Genomic DNA, 26,463 nt, shown 5'->3' with positions numbered 1-26,463 from the left:
TCGAGGGGACGGTCACAGGACCATGAGCACACCGAGCACCGGGCGGCTGAGCACGCACCGGCCGCCCGCGCAGCGCAGCGACAGCCCGGCGCTGCCGGCGGAACCGCCCGCTGAACCGCCCGCCGGGCCACCCGCCGAGCCGCCCACGCACGATCTGGCCCCGCTGAGCCTGCCCGAGCTGCGCGCCCTGCGCCGGGACGCCCAGCGGGACGAGGCGGACCTGAGTTACGTACGGCGCCTGCTGCAGGGCCGTATCGACATCCTGCGGGCCGAGCTGGCCCGGCGCGGCGGCGCGGCGTCCGTGCCGGCGCCGGCGGACGGCCCGGTCGTCGACCGGCTCCCGGAGATCCTGACCGACGCCCCCGCCCGCCAGCGCTCCTCGGCCCGGCACGTCACGCTCGGCACCCCGCACAACGAGGAGTCCCGGCGGCTGGCCGCCGAGATGCTCGCCGAGGTGGAGCTGTCGGACCTGACGGCCCGCACGGACCTGGAGCTGAACACGGCGATGGGCCGGCTGACCCGGTACGAGCAGGAGGTGTCCCGGCGCCGTCAGCACCTCCAGCGCACGACCGACGACTGCAGCGGCGAGATCGCCCGCCGCTACCGCGAGGGCGAGGCCCAGGTGGACGACCTGCTCGCGTGACCCGCGCGGTCCCGGCACCGGAAAATCCGGGCGACATCCGGCTGCACCGCGCCTAGCGTGACCCCATGACCGATGCCGACGTCCGAGCCGTCACCGAGGCTGAACTCGCCGAGTGGCAGCGAGCCCTGAACACGGGCTTCCTGCGCCCGCCGGTCCAGGATCCGGAGTACCTCGAACCCCGCCGGCGGCTGTTCGAGCCGGGGCGGACGCTCGGGGCCTTCGACGGGGACCGGTGTGTGGCGACGTACCGGTCCTTCGCGCAGGAGCTGACCGCGGTGGGCGGCACCCCCGTCCCCGCGAACGCGATCTCCAACGTCACGGTGAGCCCGACGCACCGCAGGCGCGGCCTGCTCAGCCGGATGGTGCGGCAGGACCTGGCGGCGGCGAAGGAGCGCGGTGACGTCGTCGCCACGCTGATCGCCGCCGAGTACCCGATCTACGGCCGGTACGGCTTCGGCCCGGCCACCTGGACCACCGCGTGGACTGTCGACGTGCCCCGCGCGGGCCTCGATCCCCGCTGGTCGGGCCCGGAGGACGGCGGCCGGATCGACCTCGTCGACGCCGAGGACGTCCGCAAGCTCGGCCCCGCGCTGCACGAGCGGGTGCGCCGCGCCCAGCCCGGCGCGGTCAGCCGGTCCGAGTCGTGGTGGCAGCGGGACACCGGCGCCGTGCGCTTCGAGGCGGGCTTCACCGAGCCGTTCTACGCCGCCTACCGCGCGCCCTCCGGCGAGGTCGAGGGACTGGTGTCGTACACGTCGGACGACACCTGGCACGGCAAGCAGCCGCACAACACGGCCGACGTGAACTGGCTGCTCGGCACCGGCCCGGCGGCCGAGCGCGCCCTGTGGCGGTACCTGTGCTCGATCGACTGGATCACCAAGGTCAAGAGCGGCTGGCGCGGCCCCGACGACCTGCTGCCGTACTTCCTGCCCGATCCGCGGGCGGCCCGCGTCACCGAGCAGGCGGACTGGCTGTGGGTGCGCATCCTGGACGTCGTACGGGCCCTGGAGGCGCGGTCGTACGACGGGACGGGCACGCTCGTGCTGGAGGTGCTGGACGAGGGTGGGTTCACCGGGGGCCGGTTCCGGCTGGACGCCTCGCCCGAGGGGGCGTCCTGTACGCCCGCGCCCGGCGAGACAGTCGATCTCACGTTGGAGATCGGGGAGTTGGGCTCGGTGTGGCTCGGCGGGGAGTCCGTCGGGCGGCTCGCTGCCCTCGGCCGGGTCCGGGAAGGACGAGAGGGCGCCGCCCGGTCGGCCGACGCCCTGCTCCGCACGTCCGGGCGCCCGTGGTGCCCGGACCTGTTCTGACGGCTTCCGCTCCCTCCTGCCGACGACGGTTGCCTGTCGATCCTGCTCATCCGTAGCGAGCTGTTCAGTTGTGGCTGTGCGCTGACCCTGTTCACTTGTGGCTGTGCGGGCCCTACCTGCGGTACGGGCTGTTCAGTTGTGGCTGTGCGGTCGGCGGCCGTCCCCTGCCCGGGCTCCCGGCTCCCCTCCGGAAGGAAGCCCGCTCGGCCAACCACTGGGAAGTTTGACCATGTCGCGCAAGTTGGCGACCAACTTCAATGTACTTATCTCCGTTACGACGCGACTCATAACCACCTTTCCATGAACTGCCGGAAGATGGCGGGAAGTTGTACCGTTCTGGTGTGGACCCGGAACACGCCTTGGCCAGTGGACGGAAGCCGTCCCAGCGCCCACCCGCGTCCCACCGCGAGGTGGCGGACGTCCTGCGTGCCCGGATCCGCTCCGGTGCGCTGCGGCCGGGCCAGCGCATGCCCACGCAGGCCGAGCTGGCCGACGAGTTCGGCGTCGAGCGCGGTGCAGTACGGCGGGCGCTGCTGATCCTGCAGTCCGAGCACCTGCTCGACCACGTGTCCAGGGGCAGCCCGTCCCGGGTGGCGGGGGCCGCGATGCCGGCGGGCCTGCCGGCCGGCCCCGGCGCACCGCCCCAGCCCACCATGGCCGGCCTCGCCCCGCGCGTCCTGGCCGCCTTCGCCGCGCCGCACGTGGAGATCGACGCCCTCTGCCTGACCTCGGTGTCGCTGACGATGGCGATCAGCGAGCCGCTCCGGCAGATCCACGCGGGACGGCTGAAACCGGCCAAGATCGACGTCCGCGTGCTGCTGCCCAGCAGCCGTATCGACCTCGCCTTCCCGGCGCCGGTGGACGCCGCCGACGGCGGCCTGCTGCACGGGCGCTGGCTGGAGCAGCGCAACGCGCAGGGCCAGGTGCTGCGGCACAACCTCCAGGCGCTGCGCACCACGCACGGCATCGACGTGCGCGTGTCCTTCCGCGCGCTGCCGTTCACCCCGCCGGTCAAGATGTACCTGCTGGGCGGCTCCGAGGCGTTGTTCGCGTACTACACGCTCACCCGCCGCGAGCGGCAGATCGACCACGAGCACCTTCAGCTGTACGACGCCGAGGGCACCCGGTCGATGCTGTTCGCCTTCGACCAGGCGGCGGGACCGCGGGACACCACCTTCGTCGAGCAGTCCCACCTGTGGTTCAACGCGCTGTGGGAGACGATCAGTTCGGAGCTGCGGCTCAGCGCGTGACGAACTCGTTCAGAGCGCCGGGCCGGCGAGCAGCAGGGCGAGGAGCACCGCGCCGGCGGAGCTGACCGCCGGGCTCTTGGCCTTGACGCCGATGGTGAGCAGCAGGACGCCGACCAGGCCTGCGGCGCCGTACTTCCACTGCACGAGCTGTTCGAAGCCGACCACGAAGACGGCGGAGAGGAGAGCGATGGCAGGCATGGTGGTTCCCCCTTCGGCTCTGCCAACTTAGCCAAGTTGGCAACCAACCTCGTTTAAGTTGTTCCCACTTGGTCAATACTCATAAACAACTTCGCGACAACTCCCCTTAGGTGGGTCGGGGTTGTAGCGTTTGGTCGTGACCCAGGAGAACGTGGCAGTGAACGGCAGTACTCGGCTCACGCCGCAGGAGATCGCCGACGCCCTGCGGGGCCGCATCCGCACGGGCGACCTCAAGGCGGGTGACCGCCTGCCCACCCAGGCCGAACTGGCCGCCGCCTTCGGGGTGGAGCGCGGCGCCGTACGCCAGGCGATCAAGGTGCTGGCGGGGGAGGGCCTGCTCAGCCACGTCAGCAAGGGCAGTCCACCGAGGGTCGCCGGACCGTCGGCCGCCCCCGATGAGCCCCAGCCGACGATGGTGGGCCTCGCGCCCCGGCTGGCCGAGGCGTTCTCCGCGCCGCACGTCCGCGTCGACGCCGTCTGCCTGACCGCGCAGACCCTCATCCCGGCCCTCGGCGAGCCGCTGCGGCTGATCCACGAGGGCCGCATCCGCCCCGACCGCATCGACGTGCGCGTCCTGCTGCCCTCGCGCGACATCAACCTCGCGTTCCCGGTCTCCGTCGACGCCCACGGCGCGGACGACCCGGTGCACCGGCGCTGGCTCGACATGCGCAACGCCCAGGGCCAGGTGCTGCGTTACAACCTCCAGGCGCTGCGCTCCACGCACGACGTCGACGTCCACGTGACGTTCCGCGCGCTGCCGTTCACCCCGCCGGTCAAGCTGTACCTGCTCAACGGCGCCGAGGCGCTGTTCGCGTACTACATGGTCGCCCGCCGCGAGGAGCCGACCGACAGCGGCACGCTCGACATGTACGACACCCTCGGCTCCGAGTCCCTGCTGTTCTCCTTCGAGCAGCGGGCGGGACAGCGCGACGCGGCGTTCGTGGAGCAATCGCAGAAGTGGTTCGACGCCCTCTGGGAAACCATCACGACGGACCTGACACTCTCCTAGTGACCTCTGATGCGACTTCTGATGCGACCACTGACACCTCCGGTGCGGATTCCGGTACGACTTCTGACGCGAAGGAGATCGAACAGGTCCGTGAACTGATCGGACGGGCGCGGGTGGTGCTGTGGGACTTCGACGGGCCGATCTGCCGGCTGTTCGCCCGGCACAAGGCCGAGCGGGTGGCGGCGGAGCTGGTGGAGTGGCTGGAGCTGCAGGGCCTGCACGGGCTGCTCAGCGACGCCGAGCGGGACACCCTTGACCCGCAGGTCGTGCTGCGGGCCGTGGACCGCCGGCACCCTGGCAGCGACCTCGTCGCCGAACTGGAGGAACGGCTCACCCAGGAGGAGCTGCGGGCCGCGTCCTCCGCACTGCCGACCGCCTACGCCGATCCGCTGATCCGCACGTGGGCCGCCGTCGGGGCCCGGCTGGCCATCACCACCAACAACTCCCCGCGGGTGGTCCGCGCCTACCTAGACGGCCGGGGGCTGACCGCCTGCTTCGCCCCGCACATCTACGGCCGTACCGCCGACCTGCACCTGCTCAAGCCCGACCCGCACTGTCTCAACCGCGCGCTTAACGGGATGGGTACGGCTCCCTCGGCCGCGCTGATGATCGGCGACTCCCCGTCCGACCTCACCGCGGCGGACTACGCCGGCGTCCCCTTCCTCGGCTACGCCCGCACGGACCCCAAGCGCAAACTCCTCCAGGAGTCCGGCGCAGCCCACGTCGTGACCTCCCTGGAACCCCTCCTCACCACCCTCCGCCACTGACCCCTTCCCCCCGGGGCGCCGTCCCTGCCTGCGGTCACGCGCCGGCCGCTCGCGCAGTTCCCCGCGCCCCTTCGGGGGCGCCTGCCCTGGGCAGTGTCGTCAGCGCCCCGTCAGGGGCGCGGGGAACTGCGCGACAAGCCACGATGCACGCGCGGACGAACACAGTGCCCGGCGGGGCAACCACCTAGGGGCGCGGGGAACTGCGCGACGAGCCACGTCACACGCGCAGACGACCACGGCGCCCGGCGGGGCAACCACCTAGGGGCGCGGGGAACTGCGCGACAAGCCACCACGTGCCCGGAGGGGAACGCGGTGCCCGGGGCGGCAGCCGGCCGCGCCACGCTGGCCCGTGAGACACCCCCGCCCCCCACACCCCGTGCGCTAGCATGCCCGCACCGTCTGAGCGCCCGCGCCCCCGCCCCCACCCCGGCCAGGGCCCAGCACAGATGAGTGGCCCACCACCCGTTCGGCTACTCCACCGAGCCGGGAGCCAGTGCCAACCCCCGGCCGGGAATACCGTTTCTCCTGTTCCACCCCACCCCACCACCCGGAGCGGCCCGTGGGCGCACCGCCGGTCCCCCGCGCCGCAGCCGGGAGACCCGCCCGCAGAGTCACGGCGGACAACGTCGTCCGCGCCTTCCTCGCGCGCGCCGTCACCAAGGGGGAGGCCCGCCCCGTCGGCACCTTCCCCCACCGCACCTACGTCCTGCCGCTGACCGAACCCCTGGCCGGCCTCCTGAACCGCCCCCCCGGCACCCGCGTGACCGTACGGCTGCGGCCCGCCGACGCCCCGCCCCTGGCGATCCGCACCTGGGACGGCGAACGGGAGCTCCTGCGGGCCGTCCGCCGCGCCCTCCCCGACGTACCGGAGTGCCTTGCCGAGGGCGACGGCTACACCGTCCACAGCCATGTGGACGGCACCCCCCTCGCCCGCGTCTGCCCCGACGGCAAACCCGTCGGCGCCCTGCACCTGACCGCCCTCGCCGACCTGTTCGCCACCCTCGTCCAGGTGCGCGGCACCGCCCTCCCCCCGCTGCCCCCGGCCTGGCCCCGCAACCACACCGACTCCCAGGCCTTCCTGCGCACCCTCGCCCACCTCGCCGACCGTCAGGTCCGCCGCCCCAACTGGCCCCGTTTCGGCGGCCTGTTCACCGCCCTCGGGGTCCCCGAGGACGCCCTGCTCCGGCTCGCCGGCCGGGTCCCGGCGATGGCCAGGCGGCCGTACAGCCTGTTCCACGGCGACCTGCACCGCCACAACCTCCTCGTGCCGCCCGGCGGAGAACCGTCGCTGCTCCCCGTCGGCTGGGAGCCGGCCGGATACGGCGACCCCCTGCACGACCTCGCCGTCCACCTCGTCCGCATGCGCTACCCGGACCACCAGCGCGACGAGGTCGTCGACACCTGGGCCGACGCGGTACGCCGGGTCCGGCCCACGGCCGTCCACGGCCTCGCCCGCGACCTGCCGCACTACCTCGCCTTCGAGCGCGCCCAGTCCGTCTACCCCGGCGTGATCCGGGCCGCCCAGTCGCTGGCCGAATCCTTCGACGAGCAGAGCCTCGACCGGGCCACGGCAGCCGTGCACGCCGCCCTCACGGCGGCCGCCGGACCACTGGGCCTCGGCCGGGTGCCGGGCGAGCCGGAGATCGAACGCGTCCTGCTCCGCTGGCGGACCTCCGCCTGGGCGGCCCCCGGCACGTGCACCGGCGGCCCCGGCAACGGCCCCGCCCCCGGCACGGTCACCGTCGGCTGGCGGCCCGATCGCCGCGTCCCCGAGCACCCCGACTTCCCCCACCGCGCCGTCCACGCCGCCCTGCTCCGGGAGGGCGCCGCCCCCGCCGACCGCGTCTTCAAGGGCACCGCCCACCTCAACTCGGTGCTCCAGGTGCCCGGCGTCCCGTTCCCCGTCGTCGTACGCCGTCTGCTCCCCGGCGTCACCCGGCGCGAACGCGGCCCCCTCAGCGAGCACGCCGTACTCCGCGCGATCGAACGCTCCGGCGCGGCGGTCGCCGCCCCCCGCGTCCTGGCCCTCGGCGAGAGCCACGTCCACGACCGCGCCGGAGTCCGCGCCCACCCCGGCGACCGCTTCACCATCCACACCTACGAGGGCCCGCGCGCCCCCGGCCGCGGGCCCGCGCACCCGGTGGGCGGGCTGCTCCCGCACGAGGCGGACGGGCTCGTCGACCAGCTCGCCGCGCTCACCGAGGTCGACCACGTCCAGGTCGACCCGGTCGCCGGCCGGCTCGGCTTCTACCACTGGCTCAGCGACCAGCTCGTCGCCCTCGTCGACGGCCTGCCCGCCGAGTCCGGCCGGCTCGCCCGCTTCCTGGGCCTGCCCGGCCCGCACCGGCTGCGCGAGATCCTCGCCCGGCACGACGTCACCCCGCGCGCCCCGGCTCTGCTGCACGGCGACCTCAACCCCTGGAACCTGGTCCGCCGCGACGACGCCCTCGCCCTCACCCTCATCGACTGGGAGATGGCGCTGGTCGGCGACCCCCTCTACGACCTGGTCCGGCACATGCACCTCACCCCGACCCGGCCGGAGATCCGGGACCGCATGTTCCGCCGCTGGGAGCGCACCCTGCCCGCCGGGCACACCCGCGACTGGCGGCACGACTGGCGGGTCTACCGCTGGATCGAGGTCGTCCGCTCCGCCTACGTCGATCTCGACCGCCTCGTCACCGGGGCCGGCCTGGACGCCCCCAACGTGCGCCGCGCCCTTGAGTCGTACGCGATGACCCTGGCCGCCGCCACCGCCTCCCTGGGCCTGGCCGCACCCCGCCGGCCCCATCCGTACCCGCTGGGGCCGGTCCGGGCGCGGCATACGACGGGCGGCAAATCGTAGGCTCACCCCATGGGTGAGACGGCCATGGGCAGGACGGGCACGGGCGAGCTGGGCCTGCGCGAACGCAAGAAGCAGCGGATGTACCAGGACGTGTCCGACATCGCCGTACGCCTGTTCCTGGAGCGCGGCTTCGACGCCGTGTCCGTGGCGGAGGTCGCCGCCGAGGCGGGCATCTCCAAGCCGACGCTGTTCCGCTACTTCCCCGCCAAGGAAGACCTCGTCCTGCACCGCATCGCGGACCACGAGACCGAGGCCGCCCGGATCGTCACCGCCGCCCCGGCAGGCCCGCTGGCCGCGCTGCGCCGCCACTTCCTCGACGGCCTCGACCGCGCCGACCCGGTCACCGGCCTCAACGACCACCCCCAGGTGCTCGCCTTCCACACCCTGCTCTACGGCACCCCCGCCCTGGTCGCGCGGGCGTACGGCCACCTGGAGCGCTCGGAGGCCGCGCTCGCCGAGGCCCTCGGCGGCGACCTGGACGCCAGGCTGGCCGCCGGCCAGATCATCGCCGTCCAGCGGATCCTCGCGCAGGACAACTGGCGGCGGATCGCGGCGGGGGAGGCGGTGGAGGCAGTACGCCCGGAGGCGGTGCGGGTGGCGGAGCGGGCCTTCGACCGCCTGGAGACCGGCCTCCCGTACCTGGCCACTTCTGAAACCAGGTAACTAATTTAACTCAGTCACGTTTTCTGGGTACGGTGAGACGCATGACGTCACGCCCACCCGGCCTCGAAGCGGCCCTCGGCCTCGAACGCGCCTACCACGACACCTGCCGCGCCGCCCTCACCGCGATGGTCGACGGCGCCGCCCACCAGGTCGTCACCGGCGAGGACGTCTCCGCCTCCGGCGCCGACGCCGAGGTCCTCGGCCACCAGCTCCGCAGCCGCGCCAAGGCCCTGCGCGAACTGCCCCCGGGCCCCCTGTTCTTCGGCCGCCTGGACTTCGCCGACACGGACCCCGAGCACGGCGGCCAGAGCTACCACGTCGGCCGGCTCCGCATCACCGAGGACCCCGCCGCCCCGCCCCTCGTCGTCGACTGGCGGGCCCCCGTCTCCCGCGCCTTCTACCAGGCGAGCACCCGCACCCCCCAGGGCGTCCGGGTCCGGCGCCGGTTCGGCTGGGCCCCGGGCAGCCGGGGAGACTCCGCCGACCTGACCGGTCTGGAGGACGAGCACCTCGCCCGTGCCGGTGCCGGTGCCGGAGCCGGCGCGAACGAGGACGGGCCCGTCAGCGAGATCGTCACCCAGGAGATCGAACGCCCCCGCGTCGGCCCCATGCGGGACATCGCGGCCACCATCCAGCCCGAGCAGGACGACCTCGTCCGGGCCGGCCTCGCCACCTCCGTCTGCGTCCAGGGCGCTCCCGGCACCGGCAAGACCGCCGTCGGCCTGCACCGCGCCGCCTACCTCCTCTACACCCACCCCCGCCGCATCCAGCGCTCCGGCCTGCTCATCCTCGGCCCCAACCGCACCTTCCTCTCCTACATCGCCGAAGTGCTGCCCGCCCTCGGCGAGACCAACGTCCGCCAGACCACGCTCCTCGACGAGATCGCCCGCCACCCGGCCACCGACACTGACACCCCGTCCGCCGCCGCCCTCAAGCACGACCCGCGTATGGCCGAGGTGCTGCGCCGGGCCCTTTACGGACGGGTCGCGACCGACGACGTCACCGACCTCGCCGTCCCCGACGGCACCTACCGCTGGCGGGTGTCCGCCGACACCCTGACCCGCATCGTCCAGGAGGTACGCGCGGAGGAACCGCCGTACGCCATCGGCCGCGAGCGCGTCCGCACGCGAGTCGTACGGCTCCTGCGGCAGCGGGCGGAGCGGCGCGCCGGAACCGTGCCGGCCGCCTGGGTCCGCCGGATCGAGCGGGCCCGAGCGCTGACCGAACACCTGGACATGGTGTGGCCGAAGACACGCCCGGAGGAGGTACTCCACGAACTCCTCACGGACCCAGCGGGGTTGGCGCGAGCGGCCGACGGCCTGCTGGACCCAGGCGAACGGGCGGCACTGCACTGGCGGTCCCGCCCACCCCGCTCCTACAAGTCCGCCCGCTGGTCACCCGCCGACCTCGTCCTCCTCGACGAGATCGCCGGACTGATCGAACACCCCGAGGGCTACGGCCACCTGGTCGTCGACGAGGCGCAGGACCTCTCCCCGATGGAGTGCCGGGCCATCGCCCGCCGCGCCGCCTTCGGCTCGCTGACCGTCCTCGGCGACCTGGCGCAGGGCACCACTCCCTGGGCGGCCCGCAACTGGCAGGACCAGCTGCGCCACCTGGGCAAGCCGGACGCCCCGGTGATCCCGCTGACCACGGGCTTCCGCGTGCCGGCGGCCGTCCTTGACCTCGCCAACCGCCTGCTGGCCCGCCTGGCGGTGCCGGTCCCCGGCGCGACCTCCCTCCGCCGTGACGGCCAACTGACCCTCCGCCCGACGGACGACGTCACTACGGCCACCGTGACCGCCGTACGCGAAGCACTCGCCCACGAGGGCTCGATCGGAGTGGTGACGGCGGACACCGAAGTGGACGCGCTGCAAGCGGCGTTGAAAGCAGCCCGCGTCGATGCCCCCCGGGTCTCCGTCGTGCCCGCGAGCCTGGTGAAGGGCCTGGAGTACGACCACGTGATCGCCGTGGAACCGGCCGCCGTGGCCGAGGCGGAGGAACGCGGCGCACACCGGCTGTACGTCGTCCTCACCCGAGCGGTCTCCCGCCTGGACGTGATCCACGCCAGACCCCTCCCGTTCTGAGCCGCAGCCGCCCAGCAGGGGCACCAACTCCCGCTCCCGGTACTCCGGATGTGTTTCCAGCCGGCCCGCGAGCCGCTCCCGCGCGAACACGGCGTCCCGCTCCTCGCGCTCCAGCAAGGACGACGAACTCACCCACCACTGAGGGCGGTCTCACACCTGGCGGAGCCAGGCGTTGAGGAGCAGGGCTGCCAGGAGTGCGAGTGCCGGCGACAGCAACACGGGCCACCGGGGCCGCCGTTCACCGGGTGCCGGATCAAGAGCGTGATCGGCGGCAGCCGTGCCCCAGAGCACGCCGATCGCGACCGCCACCACGGGTACGGCGACCAGGGCATGCACCACCCAGGCCCCTATGAGGGTGGGGCCGCCCCATGAGTGCTGGTAGTCGTGCGCGTCGACCAGGGGATACAGCAGGCCGTTGACCAACCCCTGCCCCGCCAACAGCGCCACGGCCCAGCCGAAGAGTCCCAGCGCGACACCGCAGCACCCTCGGAGTACTTGAGCACCACCGGGTCCCATGCCTCTTCCCGCCAACCTGCCGACGGACAGGGGGAGCAGGACCATCCCTCTTCCCACACCCCGCCACACCGCAGGCCCACCGGTCCGACGCCTCCCACGAAGCTGATCCCTGTTCATACCGACAGCGAACCAACCGTCGTACGCCGGCTCGATCGTGCAAGCACGAGGAAGCGGGTTCGGAACATTCCCGGTGTCAGGGGCGGTTCAGCACCCGGTGACCGCCCGTCGGTACCGGCGGCAGGAAGTCGTAGACGGACCAGTCGGCGAGTGTCCGGTAGCCAAGGCTCTGGTAGAGGGCGTTGCTGGTGGGGTTGGCGAGGTCGGCGAACAGGACGACGTCCCTCGCGCCCGCGGCCAGCGCGGCCCGGCTCACCTCGGCCGTCACCGCACCGGCGTAGCCACGGCCGCGCAGGTGCGCGGGGGTGTAGACCACGTCGACCTGGACCTGGCCGCCGATCAGCGGGTTCAGGCCCGCGACGGAGACGGAGGTGCCGTCCGGGGTCTCCCAGAGTGTGTACCGCTTGTCGGCGAAGCGGGTGCCGGCCCACGTGCCGGCGTCGATGCGGACGTCCTCCCCGACGGCCCTGGCGAACTCGCCGCACCAGAACATGACGTCATCCAGGTCCTCTCCGCCCAGGACGCGGCCCCGGCCGGCCGGCATCGGCTCCGGTGGGGTGAGCGTGCCGAGGCGGTAGAGGCGGAGCCGGGTGTCGCGCGCTCTCGCCGCCACTCCGGTGTGCTGCCGCCAGGCCTCGGCGAACGCGGTGGCGGTGCCGTGGTCCGCGCTGACCCGGGACAGCGGGCGGCCGAGGGCGGCCAGCCGGGCGGCGAGGGAGTCGGCCTGTTCGGCGCCGAGCGAGGAGAGGCCCAGGGCTCCGGGGGTGAGCCGGTAGAACGTGGCCCGCACCCGCCCCGCCCGCTCCAGCACGCCGAACAGGGGCACTTCGGGCCCGTACGCCCCCGGCCCCCGCACGCGCACCCTCTCCGCCAGGGTCAGCTGCATGACGTGCGCCCCGGGCCGCGACCGCAGAAAGCCCCCGGCCCGGCCGAGAAAGTCGTCGACGTCTTCGGTCAGACACCAGTCCTTCGGTCGCATGCCTCATCCTTCCCCCACAGGGGAGCGGCGACTCGGTGATTCAGCGGCCGTGGCGGGCTGCCCCCGTTTCAGTACGACTGCCGGACGAGGCCGGTGCCCGGCGGGAACTGGGGCCAGCGGCGGTCGCTCAGGTCGGCCAGGCGCAGGCGCAGGCGTTCGTGGCCGGCCAGTGGCTCCCGTCGATTCCGACGGGGACCCCGTCTGACCACTGGTCAGGCGAGCTTGGTGGCCACCGCGTCCAGGACCCAGTCCAGGCCGGTCGTGAAGGAGGTCTCGGCGTCGACGTCGGTGCCGTCGTGCACGGCCTTGGCGAGGGCCGGAAAGCGGCCCGTGTCGAGCATCCTCGTCACGTGCGGGCCGTGGGCGCGCTGCCAGTCGAGCTTGGAGAGGCCGGTGGCGCGCTCGGCCCGCAGGTTCGCGATCTCGCGCCGGATCGCGCCGGTGACGTACGCGCTGACGGTCTCCACGGCGCGCATGACGGTGTCGACGCCGGCGAGACCGTCCAGGGCCGCCAGCTTGGCCTCGGTCACGGCGAGGCCGTTCGGGCCCAGGGCCGGGCGGCCGCCGAGCAGGTCGGCCAGCCATTCGTGGCGGAGGACGGTCCGCCGGGTGCCGTGGGCGAGGACGCGCAGGGCCTCCCGCCAGTCATCGGGCCGCTCCTCGGGGAGGATCTCGGCCTGCACCTCGTCCACCATGAGGTCGAACAGCTCCTCCTTGGTGGCGATGTAGCCGTAGAGCCGCATCGGGCCGGCGTTCAGCCGGGCTGCGACCTTGCGCAGGGACACCGCCTCCAGCCCGCCCTCGTCCGCGAGCGCGACGGCGGCGGCGACGATCCGCTCCCGGTCGAGCGGCACCGGACGACTCCGCGGCTCCGGCCGGTCCCACACAGTCATGTCCGCACCGTCCAAACCGTCCACACCGTTCTGTTGCGAGGCATCGTACAAGGGTAATACGGTGTATCGGCATGAGACATCGTATCGCTGTGGTCGGGGGCGGTCCCGGCGGCCTGTCGTTCGCCCGCGTCCTGCACCGCCATGGCCACCCCGTCACCCTCCTCGAACGCGACGCCGGCCCCGACGCCCGTCCCCCGGGCGGCACGCTCGACCTCCACGAGGGTCTGGGGCAGCTCGCGTTGGAGAAGGCGGGGCTGCTGGACCGCTTCCGGGAGCTGTCACGGCCCGAGGGGCAGGCCATGCGCATCCTGGACACGGACGGGACCGTTTTGCGCGACTGGCGGCCCGGCCCGGACGAGCGGGCCAACCCCGAGATCGACCGCGGGCAGCTTCGCGACCTGCTGCTCGGCCCGCTCGACGTCCAGTGGGGCCGGGGCGTGACCCGGGTGGTGCCGGGCACCCCGGACGGCGTCCTCGTCCACTTCGAGGACGGGCGGCAGGAGGCGTACGACCTGGTGGTCGGCGCGGACGGCGCCTGGTCCCGGGTGCGCCCCGCGGTCTCGTCCGCGACCCCGCACTACACCGGCGTCACCTCCATCGAGACCTCCCTCGACGACCTCGACACCCGCCACCCCGACCTCGCCCGGATGGTCGGCGACGGTTCCGTCGCGGTGTACGGCGCGAACCGCTCCCTCGTCGCCCAGCGCAACAGCGGCGGCCACGTCAAGGTGTACGCCAAGTTCCGCGCACCGCTGGACCGGCCCACGGACCAGGGCCCGGACCTGGATCTGGCCGACGCCGAGGCCATGCGATCGAGTCTGCTGGCCCTGTTCGACGGCTGGACCGCTCCCGTCCTCGACCTCCTCCGCCACGGCACCGCCTTCGTCCACCGCCCCCTCCACGCCCTCCCCATGGGCCACACCTGGACCCACGTCCCCGGCGTGACACTCCTCGGCGACGCCGCCCACCTGATGCCCCCGCTGGGTGCGGGCGCGAACCTCGCGATGCTGGAGGGCGCCGAACTCGCCGAGTCCCTCGCCGCCTTCCCGCCGGACGCGGGCCCCGAAGACCTGGACGAGGCCGTCCGCGCCTTCGAGGAACGGATGTGGGCACGGGCCACCAGGTGGGCGGAGATCACGACCGCCGGCCTGGAACGCCTGGTCAGCCCGGACCCCGCGGAGGCCCTCGCCGTCTTCGACCGGGTTTCGTCCCACTGAGCGCGGCTCATGGCGCGGCCCGTGACCGACGAGCGGGTCAGAGCCGTGTGCTCCGGAACGCGCGGTACCGGCTGAATACAGTCGGGGCCACGGTGCGCCTGATCGCCCGCCACGATGCAGGCCACCGCCCACGTTTTCCCGGAGAGAGCCCTGCGTCGGCCTCCCCGCGCTTCCAGTACGGAGGCACGCGGGAAGCTGACGCGCTCTTGGGGAAAGCGGCCTGGCCCCATGTCCTCGACGCGCTGCGGAGCAGGGACTGACCTTCTCCCCCGTTGGCGCCGGGACTGCCTCGACTTCGCAGTTTGGGGACGGGCCGGGTCCGGCGGTGAGCCGGCTGCGTGATGTGGTGCACTTTTGCAAGCGGGGTGCTTGCAATTGTTAGCGAGGGTGGGGCAAGGTGGAGTCATGGCATCGCTCAATGTCGGCAACCTCGGTGAGTACCTGCGCGAGCAGCGGCGCAACGCCCAGCTCTCGCTGCGGCAGCTCGCCGATGCCGCCGGGGTGTCCAACCCGTACCTGAGCCAGATCGAGCGCGGGCTGCGCAAGCCCAGCGCGGAGGTGCTCCAGCAGGTCGCCAAGGCGCTGCGCATCTCCGCCGAGACGTTGTACGTCCGCGCAGGCATCCTCGACGCCGAGCGGGACCGGGACGAGGTGGAGACCCGCGCGGTCATCCTCGCCGACCCCACGCTCAACGAACGGCAGAAGCAGGTCCTCCTCCAGATCTACGAGTCCTTCCGCAAGGAGAACGGATTCGGCGGGCCGGAGCAGGACCTGGGGGCGGACGACCCGGACGGCGACGACAGCCTGGAGAGCGATGACCGTACCGCCGGACGCGGCGCCCGTGCCGCCGCCGACGGCGATGCCGGCCCGCGGAAGACGGCCGGATAGGCCGGACCTCGACAATTCAGCCCCGACCGCTCCACCGCGGACCCACACCGACCTCAGCCGAACGCGAATCCGGGAGGACCATCACCATGGCCATCACCGACGACCTGCGCAAGACCCTCAGCGACCCGACCCCGCTCTACTTCGCCGCCGGCACCGCCGACCTGGCCCTCCAGCAGGCCAGGAAGGTGCCCGCCCTCGTCGAGCAGTTGCGCGCCGACGCCCCCGCGCGGATCGAGGCCGTACGCAACACCGACCCGAAGGCCGTGCAGGAGAGGGCCGCCGCCCGCGCCAAGGAGGCGCAGGAGACCCTGCAGACCAAGGTCAACGAGTTCATCGGGACGCTCGACCTGGACCTGAAGAAGCTCGGCGAGAGCGCCCAGGACCTCGCCCTGCGCGGTGTCGGCGTCGCCGCCGAGTACGCCGTACGCGCCCGTGAGGCCTACGAGAAGGTCGCCGAGCACGGCGAGCAGACCGTGAAGACCTGGCGCGGCGGTGCCGCCGAGGAGATCGAGGACCTCGCGATCGTCGTCGAGGGCAAGCCCGAGCCCGTCAAGCCCGAACCGGTCAAGCCCGTCGAGGTCGCGCAGGAGAAGAAGGCCGAGCCCGCCGAGGCCAGGCCGGCGGACGCCGCCGCGGCCAAGAAGCCCGTCGCCAAGAAGACGCCGGCCGCCCGAAAGAGCACCACCGCCAAGAAGACCACCCCGCCGGCCAAGTGACCCGCGAGGCGCGTACGGGCCGGGCACCTTCGGGGTGCCCGGCCCGTTGTCCGGGTACGGTGACGGTGACCGTGTACGGCGAGTACGGCGGGTACCAGGCGTACGGGACCGTACGGATCGGAAGACTACGGGCGGTGGCAGCATGCTGATGTTGGGCTTCGCGGGGTTCCTGGGGATCTTGAAGATCGTCCTCATGGCCCTCGCCGCGTTCGGGCTGTTCGACGCCGCGTTCCGGCGCGAGGACGCCTTCCGCGCGGCCAACAAGCAGAACAAGGTGTTCTGGCTGATCATCCTGGGCATCGCCCTGGTCGTCAGCTACCTGTTCTCCATCCTCGGCATCCTGCCGATCGCCGGCCTCGTCGCCAGCATCGTCTACATCGTCGACGTACGGCCCGCCGTCAAGCAGGTCTCCGGCGGTGGCAACGGGGGGTGGGGGCGCCGGCGCGGGGGAAGCAGCAGCGACGGGCCCTACGGGCCGTACAACGGGCGCAGGTAGCGTCCCGCGGTACTTCTCCGTCGCCGGGTGCGGGCAGTCCGTGGCTTGTCGCGCAGTTCCCCGCGCCCCTTAGGTGGGTGAGCTGCAGCTTCCCCAAGGGGCGCGGGGAACTGCGCGAACGGCCACGACGTGCCCGCACCCGGCGACGCACCCGCACGGCCTCCACGCGCCCGGCGGAAGCTAGCGCACGCGATCCAGCAGGACCACCGCCACGTCGTCCGTCAGCTCCCCCCCATTGAGGTCCCGCACCTCACTCACGGCGGCCCGCAGCAGCTCCTCCCCGCGCAACCCCTCGGACAGCTGGCGGCTGATCATCTCGACCATGCCGTCCTGGCCGAGCCGTTCCCCGTCCGGGCCGCCGACCCGGCCCTCGATCAGACCGTCGGTGTAGAGCATCAGGCTCCACTCCGGGCCCAGCTCCACCTGCATCCGCGGCCAGCGGGCGCCGGGCAGCAGGCCGAGGGCGGGGCCGTTGTTGTCGTACGGCAGCAGTCGTGGTGCCCGGCCGGGGCGGGCGATCAGCGGGGACGGGTGGCCGGCCAGGCACAGGCCGGCGCGGCGGCTGTCGGGCGCGATGTCGACCGTGCACAGCGTCGCGAAGATCTCCTCGTCGCCGCGCTCGTGCTCCAGCACCTCCTGGAGCGTGCCGAGCAGCTCGTCCCCGCACAGACCCGCGAGGGTCAGCGCGCGCCAGGCGATCCGCAGCTCGACGCCGAGCGCGGCCTCGTCCGGGCCGTGGCCGCAGACGTCGCCGATCATGGCGTGCACGGTGCCGTCGGGGGTGCGCACGCAGTCGTAGAAGTCGCCGCCGAGCAGGGCGCGCGAGCGGCCGGGGCGGTATCGGGCGGCGAAGCGCAGGGGCGAGCCCTCCAGCAGGGGCGTGGGCAGCAGCCCGCGCTCCAGGCGCCGGTTCTCCTGCGCGCGCAGCCGGCCCTCGGCGAGCTTGCGCTCGGCGATGTCGGAGCGCTTGCGTTCGACGGCGTACCGGATGGCGCGGCTGAGCAGCCGACCGTCCAGTTCGTCCCGGAAAAGGTAGTCCTGGGCGCCGACGCGTACGGCCTCGGCGCCGCGCTCGGCGTCGCTGGAGGCGGTGAGCGCGAGCACGGCGTGCCGGGGCGCCAGCCGCAGGATGTGCCGGAGTACGGCCAGTTCGTCGCCGTCACCGTCACCCGTGCCGCCGGGGGCGGCCATGGCGAGGTCCAGCAGGATGCAGTGGACGTCGTCCGTGAGCAGCCGCTCGGCCTCGGTGAGGTTGCGGGCGGTGCGGACGCGGATCGGCTTGCCGGCCGAGTCCCGCAGCTGGGGCACGATCGGCGAGCCCGCCGGGTCGTCCTCTATCAGCAGCAGGGTGAGGGTGGTGCTGTTCGCGCCGGTGGCGGGCGTGGCGGTGCGGTGGGCCTCTTCGGTGAGGGGGCCGCCGCCGGATGGGGACGCGGCCCGCGCCTGACCGCTCTCCGCGGCCGGGATCGCTCTCTGCCGCGGTACGGGTACGGGCATTGTCTCGGTTCCTTCCCTCCCCCCGAGGGCACGGTGGGGCGAGGGACCTCGACCCACCGACGGGGACCATAGCGGTACTGGCCACCGCAACGGAATGGTGTGAGCCCCGTCGCCCGGTCTCCCGCCGCTGTCATATGCCGCGATCCCTACCGCAGTTGGACAGGCCGACCCACCGGCGGGGATGACGAAGCTCACGTCCTCCGGTGATTTGACCGGAGTTGGCCGTGTGGTGGGTCACATGGCCTGCGTCACGGGCGTACGGAGTATCGCGAACGGAGCATTTCGGTCAGGTGCGTGCCGGGTGCCGGGTGCCGGGTGCCGGGTGCCGCGTGCCGGGTGCCGGGCGCAGGACCGGCGGGTCCGTGCAGTCGTGCGTCCGGCCCAGCAGTCTCGTGGGCCCGGCGGAGCCGCCCTCACGCGTCCGGGCGGACGACCCCCAGGATCGGCATCGAGCCCGCCCCCGCGACCGTCACCGTCCGGCCGGGGCGCGGGGCGTGGATGATCGCGCCGTCGCCGACGTACATCGCGACGTGACTGGCGTCGTCGAAGTAGATGATGAGGTCGCCGGGGCGCATGTCCTTCACGTCGACGTGCTTGAGCTGCTTCCACTGCTCCTGCGAGGTGCGCGGAATGGGATGGCCGGCCGCCGCCCACGCCTGGGAGGTCAGGCCCGAGCAGTCGAAGGAGGCCGGCCCCTCCGCGCCCCACACGTACGGCTTGCCGAGCTGGGCCGTGGCGTACTTCACCGCCTGCTTCCCCTGCGCGGACGCCTTGCCGTTGATCTCCTTGAGGATGCCGGTGTCCAGCCAGGCGGTCTGAGACTTGTACGCGGCCTGCTGCTCCAGCGCGGCGAGTTGCTCCTTCTCCTTCTTCTCCAGCTTGGATTGCAGCTTCTCGGCGGCCGCGATCTGCTTCTTGATCCTCTTCTTGGCGGCCGCCTTGGCCTTGCGGTTGGCCTCCAGCTTCACCCACTGCGAGGAGGCGTCGGCGGCGTAGTCCTTCAAGTCCGCCTGCGTCTGGGTCATTTCGCCGAGGAGATTCTTCGTCGCCCGCTGGCCCTGGAGCACCCGCCCGGCCCCGTCCAGGAACTGCTGCGGGTCGTCGCTGAGCAGCAGCTCGGCCGTGGGCGGCAGACCACCGGTGCGGTACTGGGACCGGGCCGCCGCGCCCGCCTGGTTCTTGAGGTTCTCCAGCTTCTGCTGTCCCTCGACGATCTTCTTCGCCAGCGCGACGATCTGCGCGGACTGCTTCTTCGACGCCTCCTCGGCCGCGTTGTACGCGTCGGTGGCCACGGCCGCGTCGTGGTAGAGCCGGTCCAGGGTGTCGCGGACCTTCTCCAGCTTCTTGGTCGCCTCGGGGGTCGCGGAGGGGGCGGGGGAAGGGGCGGGGGATGCGGCCGGGGTGGGTGCGGGGCTCTGCGCCGCGTGGGTGGTGCCGCCGGCCTGCGCGAACGCCGTGCCCGGCGCCGCCAGTACGGTCACCGCGCAGACCACGGTCACGGCGGCCGTGAGCAGGCCGCGCTTGCCCGGACCCATAGGTCGTCCCCCCACCTGATTTACCGTCAGTAACTTACGGTCGTCCGGGGGATCGTGCCACGACCGCGCCCAAAACGACAGAGGGCGACCGGGGCGTCAGGGCCGGCAGAGTCCGTACGACGATCTCCTCGACGGTGTGACGTACGGCGCACCGAGATCGTTCCCCTCGCCCGCACCAGCAGTCCAGCACGGCCCCGTCCGTATCACCGGGGCCGCCGAGCCCGCCCGCCCCACGGGCTCACCGAACCCCTCGGCGCTCACCCGGCCGGCGCCAACGCCCCCCACGCCAGGGTCACTTCCCCCTGCCGCCAGCGCGCCGGTCCGTCCGTCACCGGCCAGTCGGCCCGAAGGTCCCGCACCGCGCGGATCCAGCGCTGACGGGCGCCGTAGGAGGCGTAGGGCGCGGCGGCGGCCCAGGCACGGTCGAAGTCGCGCAGGAAGGCGTGGACCGGCTCGCCGGGCACATTGCGGTGGATGAGCGCCTTGGGCAGCCGCTCGGCGAGGTCGGACGGCCGCTCCAGGGAACCCAGCCGGGTCGCGAAGGTGACCGTCCGGGGCCCCTCCGGGCCGAGCGCCACCCATACGTGCCGCCGCCCGATCTCGTCGCACGTCCCCTCCACGAGGAGCCCGCCGCGAAACGGGCCGTCCGGCGGGGCGAGCCGCGCGCACAGCCGCTGCCATACGGCGGCCACCTCGGACTCGTCGTACTGCCGCAGCACGTTGGCCGCCCGCACGAGCACCGGGCGCACCGGCAGCGGGATCTCGAAGCCGCCGTGCCGGAAGACGAGGCCGTCCCGCTCGTACGGCCGGGCGGCGGCCACCCGCGCGGGCTCGATCTCGACGCCGACGACCCGCGTGCGCGGGGCGACGGACCGCAGCCGGCCGAGCAGTTCGACCGCCGTCCAGGGCGCGGCGCCGTACCCGAGGTCGACCGCCACCGGATCGGCCGCCCGTCGCAGCTCGGCCCCGTGCGTGGCCGCGATCCAGCGGTCCATCCGGCGCAGCCGGTTGGGATTGGTCGTCCCGCGCGTCACGCTCCCCACGACGCCGGCCCGCCCACCCGGGCGGAGCCGGGAATGGGGGAGGGGGGCGGCGTGGGCACACATGTCTACGAGGGTAAACGCGCCCACACGCGCGCCGGACCGTCCGGACCCGCCCCCGCCCAGGCCGGGTCCGGTACCCGCCTGGGCCGGGTCCGGCACTCGCCCGGGCCGGGTCCGGCACTCGTCGCGGACGAAACCCGGCACCCGCCTCAGCGGGACGGCCGACGCTGCCGGGACTCCGGCGCTGACGGACTGCCCGCGGCGACACTGCCGGACGACCCGCGGCGACACTGCCGGACCACCCGCGGCGAGCGCGTGCGGTGTGCCGACCCGGTGCTGTCACGTCCATCAGCCCCTATGACCGTGCCCAGGTCGGGTCGTATCGCCGCAGGTCACAGGGCAGCGAAGGATGGGTCCCGGACGTTCCGCGCTCGCCCCACGGCCCCTCGGGCGGGCAGCCGTCGACGCCCGCACCATCTCGAACGGTTGAGCGAGTCAAGGTCAGGATTCGGTAAAGGCGCCGGCCCCGGAAGTGATCCGGAAATGCGCGGGCACCCGCCCGCTGTTGGAGTTCCCGGAGGGCGCGGTCGGTCCTCCGGCAGGCATGCCCGCAGCCAAGGAGGAACGCCACGTGAGCCAGTACGTCAGCAGGCTCGGGCGTCGCGCTTCGGCGGCACCCGCGCTGCTCCGGCTGCACCGCAGGCCGCGCCGCGTCGCCATGCTCTCCGTGCACACCTCACCGCTCCACCAGCCCGGCACCGGCGACGCCGGGGGCATGAACGTCTACATCGTCGAACTCGCCCAGCGCCTCGCCGCGATCAACATCGAGGTCGAGATCTTCACGCGGGCCACCTCGGGCGGACTGGAGCCCACCGTCGAACTCGCCCCCGGCGTCCTCGTCCGGCACGTCGACGCGGGCCCCTACGAGGGCCTGGCCAAGGAGGAACTCCCGGCCCAGCTCTGCGCGTTCACCCACGGGGTGATGCAGGCGTGGGCCGGTCACCGCCCCGGTCACTACGACCTGGTCCACTCGCACTACTGGCTCTCCGGGCACGTCGGCTGGCTCGCCGCCCAGCGCTGGGGCGTCCCCCTGGTGCACGCCATGCACACCATGGCCAAGGTCAAGAACGCCAGCCTCGCGGCCGGTGACGCCCCCGAGCCGGCCGCGCGGGTGATCGGCGAGACCCAGATCGTCGCCGCCGCCGACCGGCTCATCGCCAACACCGCCGAGGAGGCCGACCAGCTCGTCCGGCACTACGGCGCCGACCCCGCCAAGGTCGCCGTGGTGCACCCCGGTGTGAACCTCGACCGGTTCCGCCCCGGTGACGGCCGCGCCGCCGCCCGCGCCCGCCTCGGACTGCCGCAGGACGCCCTCGTCCCCCTCTTCGCGGGCCGCATACAGCCCCTCAAGGCCCCCGACGTGCTGCTCCGGGCCGTCGCGGTCCTGCTGGACGAGCGTCCGGAACTCCGCTCGCGGATCGTCGTGCCCGTCGTCGGCGGCCCCAGTGGCAGCGGTCTGGCCAGGCCCGAGGGGCTGCAGAAGCTCGCCGCGCGGCTGGGCATCGCCGATGTCGTACGGTTCCGGCCGCCGGTCGGGCAGGACCAGCTCGCCGACTGGTTCCGGGCCGCGTCCGTGCTGGTCATGCCGTCGTACAGCGAGTCCTTCGGGCTGGTCGCGATCGAGGCGCAGGCGGCCGGCACGCCGGTGCTCGCGGCCTCGGTCGGCGGGCTCCCGGTGGCCGTGCGCGACGGCGACACCGGCTTCCTCGTCCAGGGGCACGACCCGGCCGACTACGCGCGCGTGCTGGGCCGGCTCGCCGACGAACCCGCCCTGCCGGCCCGCATGGGCGAGGCCGCCGCCCGCCACGCCCGCTCCTTCGGCTGGGACGCCTCGGCCGCCGCCACCGCCGACGTCTACACGGCCGCGACCCACTCCCACCGGCGTGCCGTACGCTCCCACCATGGGTGATGACCATGGGTGATGACGATGGGTGCTGAGCATGGGTGAAGTGGAGAAGGCCGCCGGCGTCGTCGAGGGTGTCCTCAAGGACGCCGAGCTGGAGTGGGAGAGCCCCGAGCCCGGCACGTACGTCGTGAAGCTGCCCGGCACCCGCAAGCTGTCGACGACCGTCTCCCTCCGTCTCGGCCGCCACTCCCTCTCCCTCAACGCGTTCGTCGTACGCCACCCCGACGAGAACGAGGCGGGCGTTCACCGCTGGCTCCTTGAGCGCAACCTCAAGCTGTACGGCGTGAGTTACGCAGTCGACCGCCTCGGCGACGTCTACGTCACCGCCCGCATCGCCCTCGCCTCCGTCACCGCCGAGGAACTCGACCGGCTCCTCGGCCAGGTCCTGGAGGCCGCCGACGGCGCCTTCAACACCCTGCTGGAGCTGGGCTTCGCCTCCGCGATCCGCAAGGAGTACGCGTGGCGGGTGTCGCGGGGGGAGTCCACGCGGAACCTGGAAGCGTTCAAGCATCTGACCGAACGCTCGACGGACTAACCCGCGCCCGCCGGTCCCTGTTCCATCGCCACCTCTTCCCTCCCCGTGCCCGGCAGTGGCATGCTCACCGCCAGCACATTCTTGAACGAAGTTCATGAACATGAACTCGACGGATGGATGGGTGGTGGGGCGCATGAACCCCGGGCAGTGGCAGGTCGGCAGAAGAACCCTCCTCGCCGGAGCCACAGCTGTGGCCCTGGGCGCCACGGCAGGCAGAGCGTCGGCGGCAGCGCCACTCCCCATCGCGGCCCAAGTGCCGCCCATCTGGCTGGAGTTCACTCGAACACCCCGCACCCACCCGCAGATCCCCTACATCGGCCGGGCGGGCTACCGCCACGGAACCGCCCGCCTGCACCATCCCCGCGTCGTCGCCGACGTCACCGATCACGGCGCCGTACCCGACGGCACCACCGACTGCGCCCCCGCGATCAACCGTGCCATCGCCGCCGCCGGACGGGCCGGCGGTGGCACGGTCACCATCCCGCCCGGCACCTTCCGCATCGACGGCCTGATCCGCATCGGCGACTCGAACGTCGTCCTGCGGGGCGCCGGCAGCGGCCGTACGACCCTCTACGCCACCCGGAACCTCACCGAACTCATCGGCCCCTACGGCTCCCGCTACGGCGGCGACAAGTCGTCCTGGTCGTGGGCCGGCGGCTTGATCTGGCTGGCCCCGCACGCCCGTTGGGACTCCCTGGTGGCCGCCGTCCGGTCCCGGGACTGGCCGTTCGAGGGCTGGACCGGCAACAAGCGGGACGAGTGGGCGACCCTGACCACCGTCGAACCGGCCCGCCAGGGCGACCGGACGATCACCGTCACCGACCCCGCCCGCCTCCACCCCGGCGCCCTCGTCCTGCTCCGCCTCGCCGACGACCCGGGCCACACCCTCCTCCAGCACATGTCGGGCGGCGGCCCGGGCCCGGCGTCGTACTCCTGGGACGACAAGACCAAGCTCACGTCGTACGTCCCGTACGAATGGCCGGTCCGCGTCACCCGGGTCCACGACCGCCGCGTCACCCTCGAACGCCCCCTCCCGCTCGACATACGCCCCGAATGGGACCCGAGACTCACCACTCACGTCCCGGAGTTGACCGGCTCCGGCGTGGCCGGCCTCACCCTGGAGGCGGTGGAAACACCGCAGTCCCCCCACCTCCTGGACAAGGGCTACAACGGCGTCGTCCTCCAGTGCGCCTACGACTGCTTCGTCGACGACGTCACCGTCCGCCACGTCGACAACGGCTTCGGCCTGGTCGCGGCCTCCGCCTGCACGCTGCGCCGTACCCGGGTCGCCGGGCGCGGGGAACACCACCCGTACTTCTGCCGGGAGGGCTCGCACGACAACCTGATCGAGGACTTCACCGTCGAGCAGCGCACGGTCCCGGCCCCGCCGGACACCCAACTGCACGGCATCAACGTCGAGGGCCTGTCCTCCCACAACGTCTGGTCGCGCGGGGACATGCGGATGGGCACCTTCGACAGCCATCGCGGTCTGCCCTTCGCCAACGTCCGCACCGACATCACGGTGAACAACGACGGCCGCCACGGCGGCGACGCGAGCGCGGGCCCCCTGTTCGGCGCCCGCTTCACCCACTGGAACATCCGCGTCACCAACGGCCGCGCGGGCCTGATGAAGCTCGACGGCCTCGCCCCCTACTCCGCCACGGTTGGCCTGGGCGAGGTCCACGAGTTCGGCCAGACCGACGTCCCCGACTTCCCCGGCGACCTCCACTCCCGCCTGGAGCTGTACGCCACGACGAACACGGTCCGCCCCCGCAACCTGCACGAGGCCCAGCGAGCCCTCGAGGAGTAGCGCGTGGGCGCACCGGTACGGGGCTCAGCGGGCCGTCGCCGAATCGTGCCTGGCATCACCGGTACGGCGCTCAGCGGGTCCGCGAGCGGTAGCGTCCCGGCGTCACCCCGACCAGCTTCTTGAAGTGCCGGGTGAGGTGCGCCTGGTCGTAGAACCCGGTCTCGGCCGCCACCTCGGCCGGGTTCCGCCCCGCCAGCAGCAGCCGCCGGGCCCGCCCGACCCGGTGGGACATCAGGTACTGGTGCGGGGCGATGCGGTACGCACCGCTGAACGCCCGCACCAGGTGCGCGGGATGGGCGTGCAGCAGCGCCGCAGCGTCGGCGAGGACGAGCCCGTCCACGACATGCTCGTCGAGGAGTTCCCGCAGGGAGCGCGCGAGCACGGGATCGCGCCGGAACGCGTCCGCCCCGCCGGGCTCCCGGCACCGCAGGTGCTCCCGGAGCCGCTCGCCGACGAGCGTCAGTCTGCTCTCCGCCTCCAACTCGTCGCCGGGCCGGGCGAGCGCGCCGTGCACCTGGCCGACGCGCCGCCGCAGCACCGGGTCGCGCAGATCGGGGCCGTCGACGGCGGGCCCGATGAGATCGTCCCCGAGCCGGCTGCCGTCCAGGTACAGGACCCGTTTCCGGAAGCCGTGCGGGGTGGCGGGTGAGCCGTTGTGCGGCACGTGCGGGGGCAGCAGCGACACGGTGTCGTGCGGGGTGCCGTGCTCGTGCCGGTCGAGGTCGTACCGGACGGCCCCGTCGTCGACGATCAGCAGGGTCCAGGCGTCATGGACGTGCATCGGATAGGCGTACTCGGTGAAGTGGGCGTGGAAGACCTCCACGACACCCGGGACACGCGGGCGCCAGGCACTGACTTCCGCCTGCTCGGCCACGTATAGAACGTACAAGACGGCGGCCGGCAGCGACCGGCAGTCTCACTGCATGAACACGCACAGCGACACCCAGGCCGCCGGGGAACCGGTCCGTTTCGACACGAAGATCGCCGTACTGCTGCGTGAGGACCTGGAGCCGTGGCAGCGGCTCAACGTCACCGCGTTCCTGGTCAGCGGCCTGGGCGGCCAGGTGCCCGAGGTGATCGGGGAGCCGTACGAGGACGCGGACGGCGTGCCGTACCTCCCGATGTTCCGGCAGCCGGTGCTGGTCTTCCAGGGCGCCAAGGAGACGCTGACCGCGGCGCACGCCAAGGCCCTCTCCCGCGCCCTGCCCCGCGCGGTCTTCACCTCCGACCTCTTCGCCACGGGCAACGACCGCGACAACCGGGCCGCCGTACGTGCCGTGCCGACGGCCGAACTGGACCTGGTCGGCCTCGCGGTCTACGGACCGCGGAACGCGGTGGACAAGGTGCTCAAGGGGGCGCGGATGCATCCGTGACCGGATCTGCACAAGGTGTGCGTAACCGCCGTGCCGGCGTGTGCGGTTGGTCCTCGGTCGTCCGTTTCGGCGCCGGCCTGGCAAGGGGCGGCGGCCTGCCGCGTGGCACCGTTTCC

24 protein-coding genes and 1 pseudogene are annotated in these 26,463 nt (G+C 73.1%); 16 read left to right on the top strand and 9 right to left on the bottom strand.

The genetic code is table 11. The features are described from left to right. Positions 1-22 precede the first annotated feature (22 nt). From ABZ854_RS23065 to ABZ854_RS23055, 3 genes are all read left to right on the top strand, one after another. A complete protein-coding gene (locus ABZ854_RS23065; RefSeq protein WP_361213902.1) occupies positions 23-643 on the top strand; it encodes an aerial mycelium formation protein in 621 nt (206 codons plus the stop codon). 65 nt (positions 644-708) lie between these two features. Then, positions 709-1,953, top strand: coding sequence for a GNAT family N-acetyltransferase (locus ABZ854_RS23060; protein WP_361213900.1), 1,245 nt, complete (start codon positions 709-711; stop codon positions 1,951-1,953). Positions 1,954-2,294: 341 nt separating this feature from the next. Next, on the top strand, positions 2,295-3,203 hold the full coding sequence (locus ABZ854_RS23055; RefSeq protein ID WP_361213898.1) for a GntR family transcriptional regulator: 909 nt from the start codon (positions 2,295-2,297) through the stop codon (positions 3,201-3,203). Between the two features lie 9 nt (positions 3,204-3,212). On the opposite strand, the gene ABZ854_RS23050 is transcribed toward ABZ854_RS23055, so the two are convergent. Further along, the gene (locus tag ABZ854_RS23050; protein WP_361213896.1) at positions 3,213-3,401 is read right to left on the bottom strand and encodes a hypothetical protein; all 189 of its coding nucleotides are present in this window, start codon (positions 3,399-3,401) and stop codon (positions 3,213-3,215) included. 130 nt (positions 3,402-3,531) lie between these two features. Between ABZ854_RS23050 and ABZ854_RS23045 the strand changes: the two genes are divergently transcribed. The 5 genes from ABZ854_RS23045 to ABZ854_RS23025 all read left to right on the top strand — a co-directional run bounded on the left by ABZ854_RS23045 (position 3,532) and on the right by ABZ854_RS23025 (position 10,766). Continuing rightward, entirely contained in the window at positions 3,532-4,410 is an 879-nt protein-coding gene (locus ABZ854_RS23045) for a GntR family transcriptional regulator (protein ID WP_361213894.1), read from the top strand. A 113-nt stretch (positions 4,411-4,523) separates the two neighbouring features. After that, positions 4,524-5,177: an HAD family hydrolase gene (locus ABZ854_RS23040; RefSeq protein WP_361214010.1), complete on the top strand. Its 654-nt coding sequence runs from the start codon at positions 4,524-4,526 to the stop codon at positions 5,175-5,177. Positions 5,178-5,736: 559 nt separating this feature from the next. Beyond that, a complete protein-coding gene (locus ABZ854_RS23035) occupies positions 5,737-8,019 on the top strand; it encodes an aminoglycoside phosphotransferase family protein (protein ID WP_361213892.1) in 2,283 nt (760 codons plus the stop codon). Between the two features lie 9 nt (positions 8,020-8,028). Further along, entirely contained in the window at positions 8,029-8,682 is a 654-nt protein-coding gene (locus tag ABZ854_RS23030) for a helix-turn-helix domain-containing protein (RefSeq protein ID WP_361213890.1), read from the top strand. A gap of 41 nt (positions 8,683-8,723) precedes the next feature. Further along, complete coding sequence (locus tag ABZ854_RS23025) at positions 8,724-10,766, top strand: AAA family ATPase (RefSeq protein ID WP_361213888.1); 2,043 nt, start codon at positions 8,724-8,726, stop codon at positions 10,764-10,766. 150 nt (positions 10,767-10,916) lie between these two features. Here ABZ854_RS23025 and ABZ854_RS23020 read toward each other — a convergent pair whose 3' ends face one another. The 4 genes and pseudogenes from ABZ854_RS23020 to ABZ854_RS23005 all read right to left on the bottom strand — a co-directional run bounded on the left by ABZ854_RS23020 (position 10,917) and on the right by ABZ854_RS23005 (position 13,271). Continuing rightward, complete coding sequence (locus ABZ854_RS23020) at positions 10,917-11,282, bottom strand: hypothetical protein (protein ID WP_361213886.1); 366 nt, start codon at positions 11,280-11,282, stop codon at positions 10,917-10,919. A 193-nt stretch (positions 11,283-11,475) separates the two neighbouring features. Continuing rightward, positions 11,476-12,378, bottom strand: a complete 903-nt coding sequence (locus tag ABZ854_RS23015; protein ID WP_361213884.1) for a GNAT family N-acetyltransferase — start codon at positions 12,376-12,378, stop codon at positions 11,476-11,478. A gap of 71 nt (positions 12,379-12,449) precedes the next feature. Then, positions 12,450-12,554: pseudogene (locus tag ABZ854_RS23010) on the bottom strand (LysR family transcriptional regulator); the annotation flags it as partial. A 36-nt stretch (positions 12,555-12,590) separates the two neighbouring features. Continuing rightward, entirely contained in the window at positions 12,591-13,271 is a 681-nt protein-coding gene (locus tag ABZ854_RS23005; RefSeq protein ID WP_361213882.1) for a TetR/AcrR family transcriptional regulator C-terminal domain-containing protein, read from the bottom strand. Between the two features lie 71 nt (positions 13,272-13,342). On the opposite strand from ABZ854_RS23005, the gene ABZ854_RS23000 reads away from it, so the two are divergent. The 4 genes from ABZ854_RS23000 to ABZ854_RS22985 all read left to right on the top strand — a co-directional run bounded on the left by ABZ854_RS23000 (position 13,343) and on the right by ABZ854_RS22985 (position 16,588). After that, a complete protein-coding gene (locus tag ABZ854_RS23000) occupies positions 13,343-14,488 on the top strand; it encodes an NAD(P)/FAD-dependent oxidoreductase (protein WP_361213880.1) in 1,146 nt (381 codons plus the stop codon). A 405-nt stretch (positions 14,489-14,893) separates the two neighbouring features. Beyond that, entirely contained in the window at positions 14,894-15,376 is a 483-nt protein-coding gene (locus ABZ854_RS22995) for a helix-turn-helix transcriptional regulator (protein ID WP_361213879.1), read from the top strand. An 86-nt stretch (positions 15,377-15,462) separates the two neighbouring features. Further along, entirely contained in the window at positions 15,463-16,092 is a 630-nt protein-coding gene (locus ABZ854_RS22990; RefSeq protein ID WP_361213877.1) for a hypothetical protein, read from the top strand. A 142-nt stretch (positions 16,093-16,234) separates the two neighbouring features. After that, positions 16,235-16,588 (top strand): DUF2516 family protein, encoded by a 354-nt coding sequence (locus ABZ854_RS22985; protein ID WP_361213875.1) that lies wholly within the window; start codon positions 16,235-16,237, stop codon positions 16,586-16,588. A 180-nt stretch (positions 16,589-16,768) separates the two neighbouring features. On the opposite strand, the gene ABZ854_RS22980 is transcribed toward ABZ854_RS22985, so the two are convergent. From ABZ854_RS22980 to ABZ854_RS22970, 3 genes are all read right to left on the bottom strand, one after another. Then, complete coding sequence (locus ABZ854_RS22980; protein ID WP_361213873.1) at positions 16,769-18,085, bottom strand: fused response regulator/phosphatase; 1,317 nt, start codon at positions 18,083-18,085, stop codon at positions 16,769-16,771. A 413-nt stretch (positions 18,086-18,498) separates the two neighbouring features. Beyond that, positions 18,499-19,620 (bottom strand): NlpC/P60 family protein, encoded by a 1,122-nt coding sequence (locus tag ABZ854_RS22975; protein WP_361213871.1) that lies wholly within the window; start codon positions 19,618-19,620, stop codon positions 18,499-18,501. 257 nt (positions 19,621-19,877) lie between these two features. Next, positions 19,878-20,663, bottom strand: a complete 786-nt coding sequence (locus ABZ854_RS22970) for a class I SAM-dependent methyltransferase (protein ID WP_361214008.1) — start codon at positions 20,661-20,663, stop codon at positions 19,878-19,880. A 631-nt stretch (positions 20,664-21,294) separates the two neighbouring features. Here ABZ854_RS22970 and mshA point away from each other — a divergent pair. The 3 genes from mshA (at position 21,295) to ABZ854_RS22955 (ending at position 24,974) form a co-directional block, all read left to right on the top strand. Further along, a complete protein-coding gene (gene mshA, locus ABZ854_RS22965) occupies positions 21,295-22,632 on the top strand; it encodes a D-inositol-3-phosphate glycosyltransferase (RefSeq protein WP_361213869.1) in 1,338 nt (445 codons plus the stop codon). Between the two features lie 31 nt (positions 22,633-22,663). Beyond that, a complete protein-coding gene (locus ABZ854_RS22960) occupies positions 22,664-23,164 on the top strand; it encodes a YbjN domain-containing protein (protein ID WP_361213867.1) in 501 nt (166 codons plus the stop codon). A gap of 100 nt (positions 23,165-23,264) precedes the next feature. Next, the gene (locus ABZ854_RS22955; RefSeq protein WP_361213865.1) at positions 23,265-24,974 is read left to right on the top strand and encodes a glycosyl hydrolase family 28-related protein; all 1,710 of its coding nucleotides are present in this window, start codon (positions 23,265-23,267) and stop codon (positions 24,972-24,974) included. Between the two features lie 70 nt (positions 24,975-25,044). On the opposite strand, the gene ABZ854_RS22950 is transcribed toward ABZ854_RS22955, so the two are convergent. Then, positions 25,045-25,848, bottom strand: coding sequence for an AraC family transcriptional regulator (locus ABZ854_RS22950; protein WP_361213863.1), 804 nt, complete (start codon positions 25,846-25,848; stop codon positions 25,045-25,047). Between the two features lie 49 nt (positions 25,849-25,897). Between ABZ854_RS22950 and ABZ854_RS22945 the strand changes: the two genes are divergently transcribed. Then, the gene (locus tag ABZ854_RS22945) at positions 25,898-26,347 is read left to right on the top strand and encodes a DUF2000 domain-containing protein (protein WP_361213861.1); all 450 of its coding nucleotides are present in this window, start codon (positions 25,898-25,900) and stop codon (positions 26,345-26,347) included. Positions 26,348-26,463 lie beyond the last annotated feature (116 nt).

Source organism: Streptomyces sp. NPDC047028, from assembly GCF_040644095.1.
Taxonomy (GTDB): Bacteria; Actinomycetota; Actinomycetes; order Streptomycetales; family Streptomycetaceae; genus Streptomyces.
This window is presented reverse-complemented; position numbering and strand designations above follow the sequence as displayed.